16 protein-coding genes are annotated in these 18,476 nt (G+C 35.9%); 7 read left to right on the top strand and 9 right to left on the bottom strand.

The features are described from left to right. Window positions 1–128: 128 nt before the first annotated feature. The gene (locus VZL98_08050) at window positions 129–1,460 is read right to left on the bottom strand and encodes an ISL3 family transposase (protein ID WVH62648.1); all 1,332 of its coding nucleotides are present in this window, start codon (window positions 1,458–1,460) and stop codon (window positions 129–131) included. A 189-nt stretch (window positions 1,461–1,649) separates the two neighbouring features. Here VZL98_08050 and VZL98_08045 point away from each other — a divergent pair, with 189 nt between their 5' ends. Both VZL98_08045 and VZL98_08040 read left to right on the top strand, forming a co-directional pair. Beyond that, on the top strand, window positions 1,650–2,126 hold the full coding sequence (locus VZL98_08045; protein ID WVH62647.1) for an AAA family ATPase: 477 nt from the start codon (window positions 1,650–1,652) through the stop codon (window positions 2,124–2,126). A 693-nt stretch (window positions 2,127–2,819) separates the two neighbouring features. Then, window positions 2,820–3,614: a rhodanese-like domain-containing protein gene (locus tag VZL98_08040; protein WVH62646.1), complete on the top strand. Its 795-nt coding sequence runs from the start codon at window positions 2,820–2,822 to the stop codon at window positions 3,612–3,614. Between the two features lie 629 nt (window positions 3,615–4,243). On the opposite strand, the gene fumC is transcribed toward VZL98_08040, so the two are convergent. The 7 genes from fumC to VZL98_08005 all read right to left on the bottom strand — a co-directional run bounded on the left by fumC (window position 4,244) and on the right by VZL98_08005 (window position 9,894). Further along, on the bottom strand, window positions 4,244–5,608 hold the full coding sequence (gene fumC / locus VZL98_08035; protein ID WVH62645.1) for a class II fumarate hydratase: 1,365 nt from the start codon (window positions 5,606–5,608) through the stop codon (window positions 4,244–4,246). A 23-nt stretch (window positions 5,609–5,631) separates the two neighbouring features. Continuing rightward, window positions 5,632–6,030 carry a PaaI family thioesterase gene (locus VZL98_08030; protein ID WVH62644.1) on the bottom strand — a complete coding sequence of 133 codons (399 nt, stop codon included), beginning with the start codon at window positions 6,028–6,030 and terminating at the stop codon, window positions 5,632–5,634. Window positions 6,031–6,108: 78 nt separating this feature from the next. Next, complete coding sequence (gene citF / locus VZL98_08025) at window positions 6,109–7,617, bottom strand: citrate lyase subunit alpha (protein ID WVH62643.1); 1,509 nt, start codon at window positions 7,615–7,617, stop codon at window positions 6,109–6,111. Beyond that, window positions 7,614–8,480, bottom strand: coding sequence for an aldolase/citrate lyase family protein (locus VZL98_08020; GenBank protein WVH62642.1), 867 nt, complete (start codon window positions 8,478–8,480; stop codon window positions 7,614–7,616). Before VZL98_08020 ends, citF begins: the two co-directional genes overlap by 4 nt. Then, on the bottom strand, window positions 8,473–8,736 hold the full coding sequence (citD, locus tag VZL98_08015; GenBank protein ID WVH62641.1) for a citrate lyase acyl carrier protein: 264 nt from the start codon (window positions 8,734–8,736) through the stop codon (window positions 8,473–8,475). Before citD ends, VZL98_08020 begins: the two co-directional genes overlap by 8 nt. Window positions 8,737–9,017: 281 nt before the next feature. Continuing rightward, a complete protein-coding gene (locus VZL98_08010) occupies window positions 9,018–9,584 on the bottom strand; it encodes a DUF924 family protein (protein ID WVH62640.1) in 567 nt (188 codons plus the stop codon). A 64-nt stretch (window positions 9,585–9,648) separates the two neighbouring features. Further along, complete coding sequence (locus tag VZL98_08005; GenBank protein WVH62639.1) at window positions 9,649–9,894, bottom strand: glutaredoxin; 246 nt, start codon at window positions 9,892–9,894, stop codon at window positions 9,649–9,651. 142 nt (window positions 9,895–10,036) lie between these two features. Between VZL98_08005 and VZL98_08000 the strand changes: the two genes are divergently transcribed. The 5 genes from VZL98_08000 (at window position 10,037) to ltrA (ending at window position 16,872) form a co-directional block, all read left to right on the top strand. Further along, entirely contained in the window at window positions 10,037–11,578 is a 1,542-nt protein-coding gene (locus tag VZL98_08000) for a Mur ligase family protein (GenBank protein WVH62638.1), read from the top strand. Window positions 11,579–12,074: 496 nt separating this feature from the next. Beyond that, on the top strand, window positions 12,075–13,274 hold the full coding sequence (locus VZL98_07995; GenBank protein WVH62637.1) for an aminoacetone oxidase family FAD-binding enzyme: 1,200 nt from the start codon (window positions 12,075–12,077) through the stop codon (window positions 13,272–13,274). Between the two features lie 11 nt (window positions 13,275–13,285). Further along, complete coding sequence (locus VZL98_07990; protein ID WVH62636.1) at window positions 13,286–14,578, top strand: NAD(P)-dependent oxidoreductase; 1,293 nt, start codon at window positions 13,286–13,288, stop codon at window positions 14,576–14,578. A 13-nt stretch (window positions 14,579–14,591) separates the two neighbouring features. Next, complete coding sequence (locus tag VZL98_07985) at window positions 14,592–15,080, top strand: GAF domain-containing protein (GenBank protein WVH62635.1); 489 nt, start codon at window positions 14,592–14,594, stop codon at window positions 15,078–15,080. A 520-nt stretch (window positions 15,081–15,600) separates the two neighbouring features. Further along, a complete protein-coding gene (ltrA, locus tag VZL98_07980; protein WVH62634.1) occupies window positions 15,601–16,872 on the top strand; it encodes a group II intron reverse transcriptase/maturase in 1,272 nt (423 codons plus the stop codon). Between the two features lie 625 nt (window positions 16,873–17,497). Here ltrA and folP read toward each other — a convergent pair. Beyond that, complete coding sequence (folP, locus tag VZL98_07975) at window positions 17,498–18,475, bottom strand: dihydropteroate synthase (protein ID WVH62633.1); 978 nt, start codon at window positions 18,473–18,475, stop codon at window positions 17,498–17,500. Window position 18,476 lies beyond the last annotated feature (1 nt).

Raw genomic sequence — 18,476 nt, 5'->3', positions numbered from 1 at the left:
AAACATAATGATGTCTAATAATAAAGAGGAACAAATTAAAATGCTAAGTGGTATTTTTTCAAATACATCTCTTACTTTTAACCAAAATAAAAAGGTTCTTTGTCAAATAGTGTTGGTATATAAATTAATCACAAACTATTAATGTCAGGCAGCGTTAGCTGCCTGACGTTTTTTACACTTACAGTGTCTTTTGGTACTATCATTTTCTTGCAAATTAATATTCGATTCCTAAAATGATAGTACGACCTGTATCCGAAAGCAACTCTTTTTAAACACTTAATAAAATTATTAATACCTTCTAAACATCCATTTGTAACATTGACTTCTAAGCAATTTTTTACGTACTCAAAGTCCTTTAAAAGCGTGTTAATACTAGTTTTCATAGCATCTGATACCTCATCTGAATAATATTCTAAATGTGCCTTTAAGGAGGCAATATCTCCGTTTTCTACATCCTTTAAAAGAATCTGATAACAATCATAAGTATTTAGAAGTGTTTTGTTGACACTAATACTATCCATAACCACATCTCTAGCACTTTTCCATCTTTCAAAATGTATCCACTTTCTAAAACCTGTAGAATTAAGCTTTAAATAAGGCTTTTGTATCAGCTTCCAATACCTTTTTAACCTTTTGTATTCCATAGAATACTTAGAAAAACCATTCATAACTTCTATTCTTGTTTTGTTCAATGCTCTAGATAAGTGGTTAACTATATGGAACTTATCAAATACTATCTTAGCATTAGGGAAAAGATCAGAAATTAGACTAATGTATGGCTGATACATATCTATACATATACTTTTAACCGATTCTCTAGCACATTCACTAAACCTAGAAAAATAGCGCTTAAGATAGTGTAATTGCCTGTTTTCAACAATATCGATAATATCATGAGTAATAGCATCACAGAAAATAAAGCTCATAGATCCTTTAGCAGTTTTTGTGGATTTAAACTCATCAAAACATAGATGTTCTGGTAAAAACTGATAATTAGGCTTAAACTGTTCAAAAGCTTGATCTACACATTTAGAAACCGTAGAATGAGAAACATAATGTAAACTAGCAACATCTTTTTCACTTACTTTCATGGTCAAATTAGTTGTAATATGAGCTTTTACTCTATTAGAAATAAAACAATTCTTTTTAACAATATCAGTTTCAGCTATAAAAGTAGAATTATACTCCTTACATAAAAATCTCTGCTTTTTAAGTCTCAAGAAAGTAGGTTCGCCATTAAAAGGAAGAAGTTTAATATCAGAAGACTTAGTGCCGTGTTTAATAATGCTTGGGCTATGCACGTTACCACAAACGGGACAAACAGAAGCATTATAGGTAAGCCGGCCAAAAATCAAATTGTAAGAGATATTCTTCTTTTTAATCTTCTCGACCTTTTCAAAAATCTCAATATTTTCATCTTTTAAATCTAATAAATTTAAGATATAATTACTAATAGACATAGTGGCCTCCTTATTTTTTTGTTGTGGTGATTAAATTATAAAGGAAATTGGTCACTATGTCTTTATTTTTTTAAAAGAAAATAGTGCCAGCAAAGAAACTAATATTTCTTCACCAACACTATAAATTATAGAGCCAATAAAAATCTAGAAGAATTTATAGAAGACCTATTTTTAACGGACTGGTTTAATGTGAATTATATTATCACATATCAAAATGATGAGTTTTCTAACATGTCTCAAGGTAAAAAATCCTTTGTAATCTTAAAGTTACTATTAGAGTTTAGTGACGACAAAAAGCCTGTACTAATAGATCAACCTGAGGATAGTTTAGACAACAAAGCAATCTATCATGAACTAAGAAAATATCTTCTTGACACGAAAAAAGAACGACAGATTATTGTTGTTACACATAACCCAAATATTGTTGTAGGATCAGATGCAGAGAATATAATAGTGGCAAATCAGCACAACGAACTTGAAAAGAATAGAAATAATATGATATTTCAATATATTAATGGATCATTAGAAAATACACAGGAATATAATGATAACAATGATTATATATTAGAAACTAGAGGGATACGCGAGCATATTTTTGATATTCTAGAGGGTGGGGAGGAAGCATTTACAAAAAGAGAACAAAAATATAATTACTTACGCCAATAAAGCTTAATAATCATTGAATTTTGGAACTGAAACAGGAAAGACACAACATTCCAAAACAACTATAAAAATCAATATGAATAGCAATGAAAATCCATTTTGAAGTTTTATCATTAATCGAATGAAGTTAAAAAGCTAGAAATAATTATAGAAATAAAAACACTTAGACTTTGGACATTTTTATTTAGTCTAGGTGCTTTAAATTATATGTATAATTCGATTAGATTTTTATTTGATAATTATAAAAGCGATGCTATTTTGTCGTTATTGCATCTGATATAATTTTTGTTATGACATGTTCACAATTATAAAAAACTAAAGAATGACAATTTCCGAATAAAGGAAGTATTTATATGAGTAGTTCCTTAGTTTTACGAAACAATGAAAACAATCAGTCTCAAGTTTAAGATAATCTCGGAATCGAATCTGCACCGAATATCATATGATATTCGGTGCGATATTTGAATTAAATATTAGATTATTCCGTTAATAAATAGAATTAGTAACAATTTACAGAAACTAAGAACGATTATAAAATTGATAAGATTAAAAATAGTATGCTCACCCAACATCAAACCCCACCTAAACAAACCCAATCACCTCTAACTTTTACCTTAATACATTCATATGATATAATAGAGGACAGTGTGTAACGAAAGATGACCAGAAAGAATAAACTAGGGGAAAGGTGGAAGCATGAGAGTATTTATTAATTCAGAAGATTTGGAAAAACTTCCGGAAGATACTGTATATCTACACATTACTGAGAGTTCAGGTGTAGAAAACTATGAAAGATACCTGAAAGAGCACATAAAAAATGCGTATTTTTTAAGTGTGGAAGCTGATCTTTCAGGAGACCCAAATGAAGATGGGGGGAGAAGACCACTTCCAGATATGGAGGATTTCATGGTTGGTATTTCTAAAATGGGGATTGGAGTTGATACTCCGGTTTTAGTGTATTCAGATTCTCATTTAATGAATGCGACCAGAGCGTGGTGGATGATGAAGCTCATTGGAGTCCAAGAGGCTTATGTCCTTTATGAAGGTCTTGAGGGCTACAGAGAAAGTGGATTCAAAACTTCATCGGGAGAAGTTGATTTAAGGCATGTCCTTGGACAAGGACTTAAGGTAGATTATCAAAGTATAGTAGACTTTGACTTTATTAATGAAAACTCTACATCAGATGACTTGGTGCTCATAGACTGTAGAGACAGCGAAAGATACGACGGAATTAAAGACGATGTGGACCATGTTCCCGGTCATATCCCCGGAGCTGGTAATTACTGCTATACAAATTTGGCGACGAGAGAGCTTCCTGAGATAGAAAAGGTTGAGGAGCATTTTAAGGAGTTAAATAAGAACAAGGATGTAGTACTATACTGTGGATCCGGAATGTCAGCTACTGTAAATGCAGCATTCTTACATGAAATCGGCGTTAAACCGAAAATATACGTTGGTTCTTATAGTGATTGGGTTAATAGGAAAAATTAGAAATTAAATTAGAGATAGGAAAAGGGAAGAGCGTTTAATGTGCTTTTCCTTTTTTGTTTGTCTTATAGTTGTGGAATTTAATGGATTAAGGTAGAGGAAGTGCCATCACTTCCATGTGTATTTCCAAGACCAATTTAATTATGTAAATTGTCAATCAGAGATACATTAAAGAATTCGAAGAATTCTACATTTATATTTTAAACTCATCTCTAACTATTGCCAAACTGACAACTCTACCACACTTCCACGTTTGTTTCCAAAACCAATTTAATAATATATATTTTCAATCTGAGGCACTACAATGAAGCTAAAGTAATAGCAGTCTAGGTTTTTCTCTCCCTCCGAGTTTGCATTGCAAACCCACCTCCCTCGTCAGAGGGAGGCTCTCAAGGACTTTCAACAAAAACCTATGAATGAGGTAGAGGAAGTGCCCTTCACTTCTATGTTTGTGTGGTCAAAATTAGTTGCATAAGTGATTCCATGTCTCATAGTTATATAGATACAAAAATGGAGCTGAGGCAGCTCCGCTACTTTTAAGCAAGGGTAAGCTTTTCGCCACCTCCGAGTCGCTTTGCAAATTCTCAACTACCTATCTCAATACAAAAAAGCACGGTTTCCCGTGCTTTTTCTTATACCATTTCTTCAGGTTTTATTAGTTTGTCGTAGTCTTCTTCGGATAGGAGGTTTAAGTCTCTGGCGGCCATTTTTAGGGTTATATTGTTTTCGTGAGCATATCTTGCAATGCTTGCTGCGTTATCATAGCCTATTTGAGGTGCCAGTGATGTTACTAACATCAGTGAGTTCTTAACATTTCTCCACATTTTGTCCTTCTTAGGTTTTAATCCGATTAGACAGTTTTTACAAAAGCCGTTTAATCCTTTAGATAAAAGTTTTACTGATTGTAAAAAGTTGTAGATGACTACCGGCATGTAGACGTTTAGCTGGAAGTTTCCTTGGGATGCTGCTATTCCGATTGCGGTATCATTTGCCATGACTTGGACTGCAATCATCGTCAATGATTCAACCTGTGTGGGGTTGACTTTGCCGGGCATTATGGAGCTGCCGGGTTCATTTTCCGGGATTGTTATTTCGCCTATCCCAACTCTGGGACCGCTCGCTAACCATCTTACATCATTTCCTATCTTCATCAAGTTGGCTGCAAGTGCTTTTAATGCTCCATGTGCGTTTACCAGAGCATCGAATGATGTTAGGGCATGGAATTTGTTAGTGGAGTTTTTATAGTCAATTCCTGTGATTTCTTCGATTATCTCAGTTACTTTTACACCGAAATCCTTGGGAGCATTTAATCCGGTTCCTACTGCAGTTCCGCCAATTGCCAAGACTTTAAGGAAATTAAGTGAGGTTTTTATCATTTCTTCGGAGTTTACCAGCATATGTTTCCAAGCTGAAATCTCTTGTGAAAAAGCTATTGGTGTTGCATCTTGAAGATGCGTTCTTCCTGATTTAATTATCCCTTCATTCTGCTTCTCTAAATCGTCTAAAATCTCTATGGCATGTTCCAATGAGGGCAATAGTTCTCTTATTATCATTAGTGATGCTGATACATGCATTGCTGTAGGGAAGGTGTCGTTTGAACTTTGTGACATGTTGACATGGTCATTTGGGTGAAGCAGTTTAACTCCCGCAAGTTCATTTCCGTGATGTGCAATTACTTCATTGACATTCATATTGGTCTGAGTACCGCTTCCTGTTTGCCAAACGGATAGAGGGAAGTGTGAATCTAGTTCTCCCTTAATTATTGCATCTGCAGACCTTCCTATTATTTCTGCTCTATTACTATCTAATTTACCAAAATGATTATTTGCTGTTGCTGCTGCTTTTTTTACTATTGCCAGTGCATGCACCACCTCTAAAGGCATGGTCTCAACACCTTGTGGGAAGTTATCAAAACTTCTCTGGGTTTGAGCTCCCCAGTAAACATCCTTTGGTACATTGATTTTACCCATCGAATCTCTTTCAACTCTATACTCCATTTTTAAAACATCACCTCTTTTTATTATTTATCTATTACATACATAGTATAATTAGAGTCAGCTAGTAGCTGATCGTCATCATTATAGGCCTTTACATTTATGACCATGGTTGAACCTCCGTTATGCAATACCTCGGAGATTGCTCTTATACTTCCTGTATTAACCGATTTGATATAGTTAATACCGGCTTGTAGTGTTACTGATTTTTTGCCAAGGGTGTTTCCGGTTATTCCTGCACAAGTATCGCATAGGGTGAATAATAAACCTCCATGTACTATACCATAAGCATTGAAGAGTCTCTCATTCACTTCAAGTGAGATTACCACTCTACCTTTGGATACTTCCAATAATTTCACATCATCAAAGATGACGGGTTTTAAATGTTCTTTTATATATTCCTTTAAGTTTTCCTTATAATCCAATTAACCACATCCTTCAAGTCTAATTAAAAACCTATAGAATAAAAGAATTCTATAGGTTTTGTGTGATGAAAATTAAGACTATTCTTCGACCCTATAAATAACATCAAGTACGGTTCCGTCTCTATATTCAGAGATGGCTACTATATCTGATGTAGATTCAAATTTCTTAGGTATGCCTGTTAGTTCATCGGCAATTCTCTTTAATTCTTCGATAGGAAGTATTTCAAGATTAGTCTCTTCTTTTAACTTCTCGATTAAGTCAGCGTGTTTAGGATTTATGGCAATTCCTCTTTCTGTAACAAGTACGTCAATAGTTTCTCCAGGGGTTGTTATCGTCATAACCTTATCTACTAAACAGCTTATTCTTGCATTTACAAGCTTTGATACTATTATAGACAGTTTTGCTCCTGCTGCAGTATCAGCATGTCCTCCTGATCCTCCCAGGATGATTCCGTCACTACCGGTAGTTACATTTACATTGTAGTCGAGATCAATTTCACTTGCCCCTAATATAACTACATCCAGTTTGGAAGCTATATTGTTTTCATTATTTATATTGGCGTATTCATTAGCCGACATCTTGCGATGAGTTTCATTTTTCTTAATGGATCTAACAGCTGCCAGGTCAAAGCACTGAACATCGTAGAGTTCTTCAAATAATCCTTCTTCAAGCATCTCTACCAGATATCCTGTGATACCGCCTGAAGCAAAACTACCTTTAATTCCCTTTTCTTTCATAAGAAGTTTAACTTCAGATGCAACTGCCAGTGATGTACCACCTGCTCCTGTTTGGAAGCTGAAACCGTCTTTTAAAAGTCCTGAATGTTCAATAAGTGTCGCACAATCTCTTGCTATTTTCAAACCGACCGGGTCTTTAGTTATCCTGGTCGTTCCACTTACTATACCTTCAGCATCTCCAATGCTTTCGAGTTCTATGATTTCATTGACTAAAAATGCGGGTATTTCAATTTTTTCCACTTTTTCAGTAATAAAGTCAGTAAGTGCTACTACATGTTCTGCACACTCGGCATCAGCAATGGCATAACCCAATACACCACAGGAAGAAGGTCCATCTGAACCACTGATATTTCCTTCTTTGTCAACAGCAGGGGATGCTATAAAGGCTATATCGATTTTGAGCTCACCTTCAAGTATTGCTCTTGGTCTACTACCATGAGTTGATACCACACATATATCTTTACACTTTCCGACACTTACAGCTTTTGCAACGGGACCGGAATAATAGGAAGCATATATTTTAGTAACAGTTTGATCTTCAAGCATTTCCACAAGTGGTTCATGGCAAGGGAAGATGGATGTTGCTGCAATTTTTATGTCCTTAAATCCTCTTTTATGGATATTCTCCATAACCATGTTCAGTACATAGTCACCGTTTCTCAAGTGATGATGAAAACTTAGGGTCATTCCGTCTTTTAGAGGAAGCCTATCCAATACTTCATCAAGTGATTTACTAAAAGTGGGTTTATTGTTTCTATCTTTTTTTATTTCATAAACTGCGGGTACTACATTTGCAAATGCACCCTCAAATGGTCTGTCTAATCCGTTTCTACCAACTGAATTTATCATTTTATAAGCCCCCATTTCTTAGCATTTTCAATAGTTGCTTCAGCCCTCTTAATTACAGGAAGGTCGACCATTTTTCCTTTATAGCTGAAAACTCCAAGTCCCTGCTTCTTAGCTATTTCAGATTCAGTAAGGATATTACTTGCCTCTTCTATTTGTTCAGCAGTTGGGGAGAGGACCTTATGAACGTATTCAACTTGTCTTGGGTTGATTAAAAGTCTTCCGCCAAGACCTATGCTCTTTGCAAATCCGGTATCTTCCATTAATCCTTCCATATCGTCAACATCGGTGTATGGAGTGTCAATGCCGTCAACTCTAAAAGCTCTGGCAGCGGTTGCCAGTACATATCTTGCATATTCGATTTCTTTATTACCTTTTGTTCTTTCAACTCCCATATCACTACTATAGTCTTCTGCACCTAGGATTAATCCTGTAAAAAGTTTGGAAGATTTACAGATGTTTTGAATATCCATTATTCCGTTTGCAGATTCAATCAATAATATGGTATCTATTTCTTTTTCTACATTGTATTTTGCTCTTAATTCTTCAATTCTCTGTTCTACCATGGGTACTGCTTCGGTAGAAGCTTTAGGAATTACGATAGAATCAGGCATAGCAGGAACGATATACTCCAAGTCCGCTTCCCAGTATGGTGAGTCTATAGGGTTGATACGTACGCTTACTTCACTATGTTTAAAAGTTAAGGTGTTTAATGCATTCCTTACAAGTGTTCTGGCTGCATCTTTTTCATCCAGTGCCACTGCATCCTCAAGGTCGAAAACTACTGTATCGGCTCCAAGAATATCAGCATTGATTAGCATTCCCGGGTTATTACCGGGCATAAAAAGAAGTGATCTTCTACTCATTTGATCTATTCACCGCCGTTTCTACTCTTGCTTTTATTGTGCAGTCAAGTGCACCTCTGTCTTCAACGATAATCTTACAATTTTCGACTTTCATCTCAATTAGAGTTTCCATAATGACTTTTTCGATTTGATCTCCAAATTGCTTCATTACAGAGCTGGACAGGTTCAAATCGACACCCTCGGTTCCCGGTAATACTCTGACCAAACAGTCATTTGACTGAAGGGTTCCGCTGACTGACTCCTTCATAATTTCCATGTGATAACCTCCCTGGTTTTTAAAATACTAAATCAAATTTTAGGAAATATTAATTATGTTTAATTTATGTAGCTAATCCAAACATAAAAGTACTGCCATTATTACGTTTATATTTTTCATTGAAACATTCAAAATAATTGGTAAATTTTAAATATCTCCTGTATTTTTATCTTTTCTTATTCTAATATTAACATATATAATAACATTCTTTCAAGTTAGTATCATTGTTAAAAACGAGGCAAAAGACTTTATGAATAAATCCGGTATTTTATTAACCGGATTTATTCTTTAGGTCTATAAAAACCGCCTTTTTCTGCTGCTTCTTTAAGTGCTACTAATTCCTCGGGAGTCGACTCTCTATTCAAGTCAGCGTTTTGATAAGGGTATCTACCAAATTTTTTCAATACTTCCAGATGGAGTTCCTCAAAATAAAGGGTGTTCTCGTCACCGAGAAGTTGAAAATACTTATTCGCCCATTCGTGGAGTTCAAGCGACTCGGAATGCATAAAGGGAAGTAAGAAGAATTTTTTCATCATGGGATCAAGAGTAGGATAGTCAGGGTGTTTAAGTGCTTCCTGTGCAAGAGCTATCGCCATTTTATCCTGTGTATATGTCCTAATATCATTTCGCCAAAGGTTTCGTGAAAATTGATCCAGCACTATTACTTCCGCAAGTCTGCCGTTCAATGTTTCACGCCAATCGACCAATAGACCTTCTGATGCTTTTTCCCAAGTTTTAAGAAATCTCGACCTTATCTCATTATCGAATTCTTCACCACCATTAAACTGGAGCGGTATGTTTTTCTCGTCAAACCAAAAATCCAGCACATCCTGATAGTTAACCGTCACAATATTCCTCCTTTACTGTATTATAAAAGCCCGAAAATCGGGCTTTTCATATAATTATTAATTATTATTGTCCTTTCACCAATGTGTCTTTTAGATATGAGATAATATCTGAAGATTCATACATTGGTTTACCGTCTACAAACAGACAAGGAACTTGAACCTTTCCACCAACAGATTCCAAGGTTTCACGATATTTATTGTCTTCGTCTATATTTAGTAATGGAATATCCAGATTATTTTTTTCTAAAAATCTGACTACTTTCATACAATATGGACATGTTGGTTTGATATACAATTCTAATTTTGGCATTTTGTACTCCTTTCTTATTTTCATACAAGATATATATACCCAATATTCAAAATTATAACAATAATATTTTGAACTTTATCATTTGCCCTTTTTCTATATATTGAGTATAATCTATTTGATTAATACAAAGAGGAGTGAAATCTTGAATATAAAAAATTTATTGAACGGAGTAGAAATTCTAACGGAGTACAATACGAACGATAATCTTGAAATCACCAATGTCAACTATAATTCAAAGCTGATAAAACCGGGTGGATTATTTGTTGCAATCGAAGGTTTACAAACTGACGGGCATAAGTACATTGACAATGCAATAGAAAACGGAGCCATTGCTGTCGTAGTTACAAAAGATATAGATAATTTAAATATACCGGTTTACAAAACACCTAATAATAGAAAATCCTTGGCGATTATTTCTGGCAATCTTTACGACCATCCTTCTAAGGATATGACTCTTATTGGAATCACAGCATCAAACGGAAAAACATCTACATCCATGATGTTAAAGAGTATTTTAGAAACTTCTGAAGTTGAATCTGGCTTGATAGGAACGGTAATGTATAAAATAAGAGACAAAGAGATTCCATCAAAGCTGACCACACCTGAGAGTTTAGAACTTCAAGGTCTGTTTAAGGAGATTTTGGATGCAGGTATTGAAACTACAGTCATGGAAGTATCTTCTATATCTCAAGAGATGTATAGGGTACATGGTACGGAATTTGACGTCGTATGTATGAACAATATCACCAGAGAACATATAGATCAACACGGAACTTTTGAATCTTATTTCGAACAAAAGAAAAAGCTGATAACTGAATGTAAGGAAGATGCTTTTGTAATTTTAAATCTTGAAGATGCACATGTTAAGAGTCTGATAGATGAGTGTCCGGGTAAGGTTATTACCTTCAGTGATGTAGATGATACTGCAGATGTATATGCAAAAGACATCGATATCTCTACAGGTTTTGGAAAGTATACTCTTGTTGTTTCAAGGGATTTTGAGACTAAAAAAGGTAGAGCAGCAAAAGGTGAGTATCCTGTAGAATTAAAAGTTGCAGGTTATCATTCAGTCGTAAACTCAATCTCAGCTATCTCCATGGCTATCGCACTTGGTCTGGATATGGATTTAATCATTAAGGGAATTGAAAGCTATTATGGTATTGAGAGAAGATTCCAATTAATCTATGATGATGAATATATGATAGTAGATGACCATTTTGCTAATATGGGAAATATAGCCATGACACTTCAGACCTTATCTATGATGTCCTATAATAAGGCACATATGCTTTATGCAATAAGAGGTAATAGAGGAGTAACAGTAAATGGTGAGAATGTAGATACCATTATTGAATGGTCAGACAGAGTGAAGTTCGACACCTTTATTGCTACCAAGAGTGTCGAGATAGTTGAAGACCATGATGTGGTATCAGAAGGTGAAGAAGCTATATTTAAAGAAAAAATGGATGTTGCTAAGATTCCTTATGAACTTTATCAAGAGCTGACTCCTGCAATCGATAAGGTTTTGGATCTGGTAGAAGAAGGAGACTTAATACTTTTGGCAGGCTGCCAAGGTATGGACTTTGGGGCAAAAATAGCACTTGAAAATATTTCAAGGAGACATCCTGAAAAAGATAAAGAAAAATTATTTGATGTATTAAAAGATAGAGTAGCAGGGGTTTAATAGACCGGATTTAAAATTATACTTTAAACTATTCGATTTTAGATAGTCGGGTATTTTAAATCATAATACATTAAAACTAAGCGTAAAAAGAGCAGATATCGATCGATATCTGCTTTTTGCTTGTCTAAATCTAAGGTTAATGACTAGGGTTGCATAATACAAATTCCGATTTTGGAAAAAAGGATGACAAAAAAGGGACTGCATATCAACAGTCCCTAAGTTTATATAGGATGGTAGTCTTTGTATTCTTTGGGAGGATGAACAAAAACGTTGGCTCGGTTACCGTCCTATATTAATGTCTATATACATGATACCATAACAAAAAATAAAAGTAGTTACAAATGATTTACAATTTAGCTTTCAAATAAAAGATAACCCAAACATATGAGTTGCAGTAAACGAATTTATCGAATATCGATAAAAAATCATGACTATTTTCCTTTGATATGGTAAAATTATATGGTAAAGTAATTAAATAAATTATTGGAGGCATAGCATGATAATAATTGGTGCCGGTGCCGCCGGACTATTCTCAGCAGTAGAGGCTTCTAAAAAGGGCATAGAGGTTATCGTTTTGGAAAGAAATGATAGACCCGGTAAAAAACTGCTGGCAACAGGTAATGGAAGATGTAATTACACAAATACTGATATCACTATAGACAGATACCATGGCAAAAATAAAAAGTTTGCCTATTCTGCAATTTCTAAATTCAATTATAATAATGCTGTAGATTGGTTTGAAGATTATGGAATTGTAAATAAACTCCTAAGTAAAGGCAGAGCTTATCCAAGATCTCTCCAATCGAGCTCGATACTGGAAGTGCTGCTTATGGCTTGTAGAAATAATGGAGTTAAGATATTTTATAATAGTGAAGTCGGTGATATTAAATATAATGATGAATTTGAAGTTATTTGTACGAATGGAAGGGTATATAAAACAGACAGTGTAATTGTGGCTACAGGAGGAAGTACGCTTGCAAAGAGCGGATCGGACGGTAGCGGCTATAAACTTGCAAAAAAGCTCGGACACAATATAATTCCCATAGGGCCTTCTATTGTGCAGATGGAGCTTAAAAATCCCAATAAGAAACTTTCGGGAACCAGATTTGATGCAGGTTTGTACTTGGATGATGCAGATGAAAATATAGCTTATGATTTGGATGAAGTATTGTTTACAGATTATGGGATATCCGGTCCTGCCGTACTGCAATTATCCGGGAGAGCAATAGAAATACTCCAAAAGAGCGGAAATCCAAGATTTAGGCTGGACTTATTTCCGGAACTGAGTCTTGAGGAACTGGTTATAAAATACGTCTACGGATTTTCTATTGCAGGAGATAAAAATGTGTTGGAAGCTCTGGTAGGTTCCATTCACAAAAATATAATTAATTATGTAGTACCATCATTAGTCGACAGCAGGAAGAGAGCTTCATCTATGTCGTATGAAGAGGTACAGGAATTGTGTTTTAAATTAAAAAATTGTACCTTTGAAATTAAAGGTCCGTGGAAATTTGACGGTGCTCAAGTGACGACCGGAGGTGTTGATACAACTCAAATTGATCCTACTACGATGGAATCAAAACTTATAAAGGGTTTGTATTTTACCGGTGAGGTAATGGATATTGACGGCGACTGCGGTGGTTTTAATTTGCACTGGGCATGGGCTTCATCATATGCTGCAGCAAATGCTTTATAAAGGAGAAATATATGTTTAGAATGAAGAGAAAACTAACAAAACTCAATTTAATGGGCGATAAAGTTAGGATAGGTTTGGTTGGCGTCGGGAAAATGGGACGAGGTCTTATTCATCAAATGTCGAGGATAGACGGGATGAGACCTTCACTTATAGTTGATGAAGTACCTGAAAAGGCATACGAAGCGCTTATAACTGCGGGTGTTGATAGACAGGACATCATCAGGACCAACTCTCTAACTGAAGCTAAACTTGCCATTGAAAAAGACAAATTTATCGTTTCAGAAGATTATGAGTTGGGTTATAAATTGGAAAAAATTGAAGCAATGGTAGATGCTACCGGAAATCCTCCTTTTGGAGCAAAGATGGCATATGATTCATTGAATAACGGGAAGCATGTAATAATGCTAAATGTAGAATGCGATGCTGTAGTCGGTCCCATTTTAAATATGATAGCTAAGAAGAACGATGTTGTTTATACAGGATCGGCAGGTGACGAGCCGGGTGCCATAGTAGAGCTGGCAGACTTTGCAATAAGTCTAGGCTTTGAGCTTTTAGCTGTAGGAAAGGGTAAAAATAATCCTATGAACAAGTACATCACGGAAGATGATGTTAGAGAAGAAGCACTAAAAAAAGGACTGTATCCTAAAATCCTAACCAGTTTTATCGATGGTACAAATACTATGATAGAACTGAACTCCGTGGCAAATGCACTTGGATTCGTACCCGATATTATGGGCTGCCATGGTGTGACTACCAATCCAAAAGAGATAGCAAATGTATTTAAATTGAAGTCGCAGGGCGGTGTTTTAAATAAATACGGGATAGTGGATTTTGCTTTTGGGATGGCCCCGGGAGTGTTTGCGATTGTAACTTCCGAAGCTGAAGAAGTTAAGGAGCTAATGAAATACCTCAAGATGGGAGATGGACCAAATTATTCTCTATACAGACCATATCATTTGACCAGTTTGGAAACTCCTATTACGATTTATGATGCAATCGTTGAAAAAGAACCTACCATTGTACCACTGCAAGGTCAGGTTGCCGATGTTGTCACCGTAGCTAAAAGAGATCTTAAAAAAGGTGAGAAATTGGAAGGTATGGGAAGTAAACAGGTCTATGGAACTCTGGTCACGCATGAGGAGCAAAAAAGTGGAAACTATTTACCTATTGCGCTCATAGGCAAGAAAACAGAACTTCTGGTAGATGTTAAAAAAGACGAAATAATAAGATACGATATGGTAAAACTGGATGAAGATTCTCTAATAGTTAAACTTAGGGAAGAGCAGGACAGATTAGGATTATAGTGGAGGAGTTAGTATGTATCGATTAAAGCCGACTGATAATATGACTAATAGTGAAGTATATGATTATATTAGAGAACTTATCTCGCAGCAGCTTTCAGAAGAGACTGACCCGATTGCCAATATGTCGAATATTTCGGCAATCTTGATGAACACTTTAAAGGACTTGAATTGGGTAGGTTTTTATTTGATAAAAGAAAATGTACTAGTCCTTGGACCTTTCCAAGGACTGCCGGCATGCAATAGAATTAAGGTTGGAGAAGGAGTATGCGGCAGCTCCGTGAGTGAAAAAAAGTCTTTCCTAGTTGAGGATGTTGATAACTTCCCAGGACACATTGCCTGTGACTCCGCTTCTAAATCCGAACTGGTAATACCCATTATTTTAAATGATACGGTAGTAGGAGTTTTGGATTTGGACTCTCCGATTAAGGACAGATTTACACCCGAAGACAGAGACAACTTGGAAGAGATTATGTCTCAAATTGGAAAGTATTTAATAGGATAGAAAATTATAAAAAATCCCGGTGTTGTGCCGGGATTTTTTTGGTATGACGGGCATGTCTCAATGCTGGGGTGAAATTCCCTAAAGAGCGTAGTTATCGACGAATCTGATAGCGACTTGCAAGCTTCATATCGTGAGATGTGGGGGAGAAGAAGCAATAGCGAAATCGTGGCTTGACGGACAGGAACAGGATATGAGGCGTAAAAGGTGGGCAAGTTGGCCAAAGGCAACAAAGTCCCGAAAGATAACCGTAAACCCAAAGCGTAAATCCTGCAAGTAAACGATGAAAGTACTGAGACTTATCCCGTGAGGTCTCATAGACGAAAAAGTAGTAACAACGAACTATGAGAAGTCAGCAGAGGTCATAGTACCGTGTGAACGGGAAGGACTGAACAATTAATCGCACCAAGTAAAATGTATGTGGATTAGGAAAATTTGACAAAGTACAAACCATAACGTATACGTGGTTCAAGGCTTGAAAGATAAAATATACTAATCCTGCGGAAAGGAGCAAAGTGCAGCAATGGAAAGAAAGCTAATTGACGAAATTCTAGACAGGGAAAATATGTATGCAGCCTTAAAACAAGTAGTATCAAACAAAGGAACATGCGGAATAGATGGAATAACCGTATTGGAAATAGAGGCATACATTAGAGAAAACTGGAAAGAAATAGAAAAGTCAATAAGAGAAAGAACATACAAACCACAACCAGTATTGAGAGTAGAAATCCCAAAACCAAATGGTGGAGTTAGGAAACTAGGTATCCCAACAGTAATGGACAGAATAATACAACAAGCAATAGTCCAAGTAATAAGCCCAATATGTGAAAAAGAATTCTCAGAATATAGCTACGGTTTTAGACCAGATAGAAGTACACAAATGGCAATAGAACAAATACTATACTACCTAAATGAAGGATATGAATGGATAGTTGATATAGACTTAGAGAAATTTTTCGATGAAGTGCCACAAGATAAACTGATGAGTTATCTGCACAACATAATAAAAGACCCTGATACAGAATCACTGATTAGGAAATACCTAAAAGCAGGAGTAATGAACAAAGGTCAATACGAAGAAACAAAGAAAGGAACACCTCAAGGAGGAAACCTATCACCACTACTAAGCAACATTATGTTAAATCAACTAGACAAAGAACTAGAAAAAAGAGAATTAAGATTCACTAGATACGCAGATGACTGTGTGATACTAGTCAAAAGTGAGAATTCTGCCAAAAGAGTTATGAGAAGCATAACAAACTGGATAGAAAAGAAACTAAGTCTAAAAGTGAATGCCACAAAGAGCAAAATAACAAAACCAATAAATCTAAAATATTTGGGATTTGGATTTTGGAAAGACAAGAAAACACAAAGATGGAAAGCAAGACCACATCAAGACTCCATAAGGAAATTTAAGGACACGATTAAAACGTTAACAAAGAGAAGAAGGTCTGTAGACTTTTCACTCAGGCTATCAAAACTAAATGACGTCATACGTGGATGGATAAACTACTTCAAAATAGGGTCTATGAAATCAGCAATGAATGAGATTAGTGAGAGATTAAGAACCAGACTTAGAATGATTATCTGGAAAATGTGGAAAGTACCAAGTAAAAGACAATGGGGACTACAAAAGCTAGGAATAGGAAAAGATCTAGCGAGATTAAGCTCATATGTAGGTGATAGGTACTACTTTGTATGTACTAAAACATGTGTAGTTAGAGCAATAACAAAAGAGCTACTAATCCGACGAGGATTAGTAGACCCTTATGACTACTACATGAGAAATTGTTAGAATTAATTGAACCGCCTAGTGCCGAACGGCATGCTAGGTGGTGTGAGAGGGGCTACTAGTTAGCCTCTACTCGATTGTGAATTAAGAATATGTGGTAGTTCTCTGTGTAGAAGTTTTTTGTTCATAAGAGTTTTGAGGTTAGACTATTAATGTAGCGACGAAAAGATGTCGCTTTTTTATCGGCTCCATCTGACGAGGGAGCTGTCAGCTGCGATGACTGAGGGAGAGACATATAATAAAGGAATTCGAAGAATTCTACTGCTATATTTTAGAATCACGATCAAACCCACACGACTATCCATTTCAGCAATTAAGACTTTCAGAGATAGAGGAAGTGCCCTTATTAAAAACAGAGGTTTGTTAGAGGTAAGAAGTTAGACTATTAATGTAGCGACGAAAAGATGTCGCTTTTAGTAAATCTCTCCCTCCGAGTTTGCTTCGCAAACCCACCTCCCTCGTCAGAGTGAGGCTCTCAAAGACTAATCCCTCACAACCGACAACTTCTCAACTCTTCGAGTGAGAGACATATAAAAGAGGAATTCGAAGAATTCTACCTTTATATTTTAAACCCATCTCTAACTACCACCAAACTCACAACAAATCCCGGCACTGAGCCGGGATTTTATTAAGCATTTTTATATTGTGCAAATATTTTATCTTCTTCCAGTTCTGCAAAGGCTATGGAGCTGCCTATTGCAAGTGCCATTTTGTGGTCTTTGATATCATGGACTCTTATTACTGAAACTCCGCTGATTGCGGCAATAGTTGAGATATAAGATGAGGCTTGGTCTCTGTTAGCAAATCCTTCTTCTGTATCTATATCTGTATTAAAACCATTTTCTTCCAGGATGTTCTGTATGAATCTTTTTCTGGATACACCCAGGAAGGAGAGATAGCCCATCTCATGAATCTGATTTATATTTTTTATCAGCATCAGATTTTCTTTCTTAGTCAAGCCAAAACCGATTCCAGGATCCAGCATCATTCTGTCTTTATCCATTCCTGCAAGAGACGCTCTTTCAATTGATTTTTCAAAATACCTTTTCATCAGTTCTGTGATTTCCAATTCGAGATTTTGTGCTTGTTCAGCTTCGGTAAATGCGTTTTCTCCGCCGAATTTAGGAAAGTTTTTAGAACTGGGGTGTTCAGGTCGGGCAATTACCGGGTTGAACATGATAATGGCTCCAGCTTCTGTTTCAGCAACCACTTTTGCCATTTCAGGATCTCCCAGGAATCCGGTTATGTCATTTACTATATCTGCACCTGCTTCTATGGTGGCTTTTGCAACTTCTGATTTCCATGTATCTATGGATATTGTAATATCCGATACTTCTCTTATGGCTTTAATTACCGGTACGACTCTATTAATCTCCTCTTGGATATCTATATAATGCGATCCAGGTCTGGTTGATTCGCCTCCTATATCCAATATGGAAGCTCCCTCTTCAATTAGTTCAAGAGCTCTCCTTACAGCATCTTCTGTTTGGAAAAACCTTCCACCGTCTGAAAATGAGTCAGGTGTGACATTTAAAATCCTACAAATTACAGTTTTTTTATCGCCGGTCATAGTTTTACCTTTAAATTTAAATATAGCTTTATTCATG

It is taken from the genome of Peptoniphilaceae bacterium AMB_02 (genome assembly GCA_036321625.1).
GTDB lineage: Bacteria > Bacillota > Clostridia > Tissierellales > Peptoniphilaceae > Microaceticoccus > Microaceticoccus formicicus.
Note: the sequence above shows the minus strand (reverse complement) of the source record. Positions and strands in the feature narration are given on the sequence as shown.

Bases quoted from the DNA above. Each gene is read 5' to 3' on its own strand.
- VZL98_08050 (WVH62648.1), bottom strand. From the start codon at position 1,460: ATGTCTATTAGTAATTATATCTTAAATTTATTAGATTTAAAAGATGAA.
- VZL98_08040 (WVH62646.1), top strand. From the start codon at position 2,820: ATGAGAGTATTTATTAATTCAGAAGATTTGGAAAAACTTCCGGAAGAT.
- fumC (WVH62645.1), bottom strand. From the start codon at position 5,608: ATGGAGTATAGAGTTGAAAGAGATTCGATGGGTAAAATCAATGTACCA.
- citF (WVH62643.1), bottom strand. From the start codon at position 7,617: ATGATAAATTCAGTTGGTAGAAACGGATTAGACAGACCATTTGAGGGT.
- VZL98_08020 (WVH62642.1), bottom strand. From the start codon at position 8,480: ATGAGTAGAAGATCACTTCTTTTTATGCCCGGTAATAACCCGGGAATG.
- citD (WVH62641.1), bottom strand. From the start codon at position 8,736: ATGGAAATTATGAAGGAGTCAGTCAGCGGAACCCTTCAGTCAAATGAC.
- VZL98_08005 (WVH62639.1), bottom strand. From the start codon at position 9,894: ATGCCAAAATTAGAATTGTATATCAAACCAACATGTCCATATTGTATG.
- VZL98_07995 (WVH62637.1), top strand. From the start codon at position 12,075: ATGATAATAATTGGTGCCGGTGCCGCCGGACTATTCTCAGCAGTAGAG.
- VZL98_07990 (WVH62636.1), top strand. From the start codon at position 13,286: ATGTTTAGAATGAAGAGAAAACTAACAAAACTCAATTTAATGGGCGAT.
- VZL98_07985 (WVH62635.1), top strand. From the start codon at position 14,592: ATGTATCGATTAAAGCCGACTGATAATATGACTAATAGTGAAGTATAT.
- ltrA (WVH62634.1), top strand. From the start codon at position 15,601: ATGGAAAGAAAGCTAATTGACGAAATTCTAGACAGGGAAAATATGTAT.
- folP (WVH62633.1), bottom strand. From the start codon at position 18,475: ATGAATAAAGCTATATTTAAATTTAAAGGTAAAACTATGACCGGCGAT.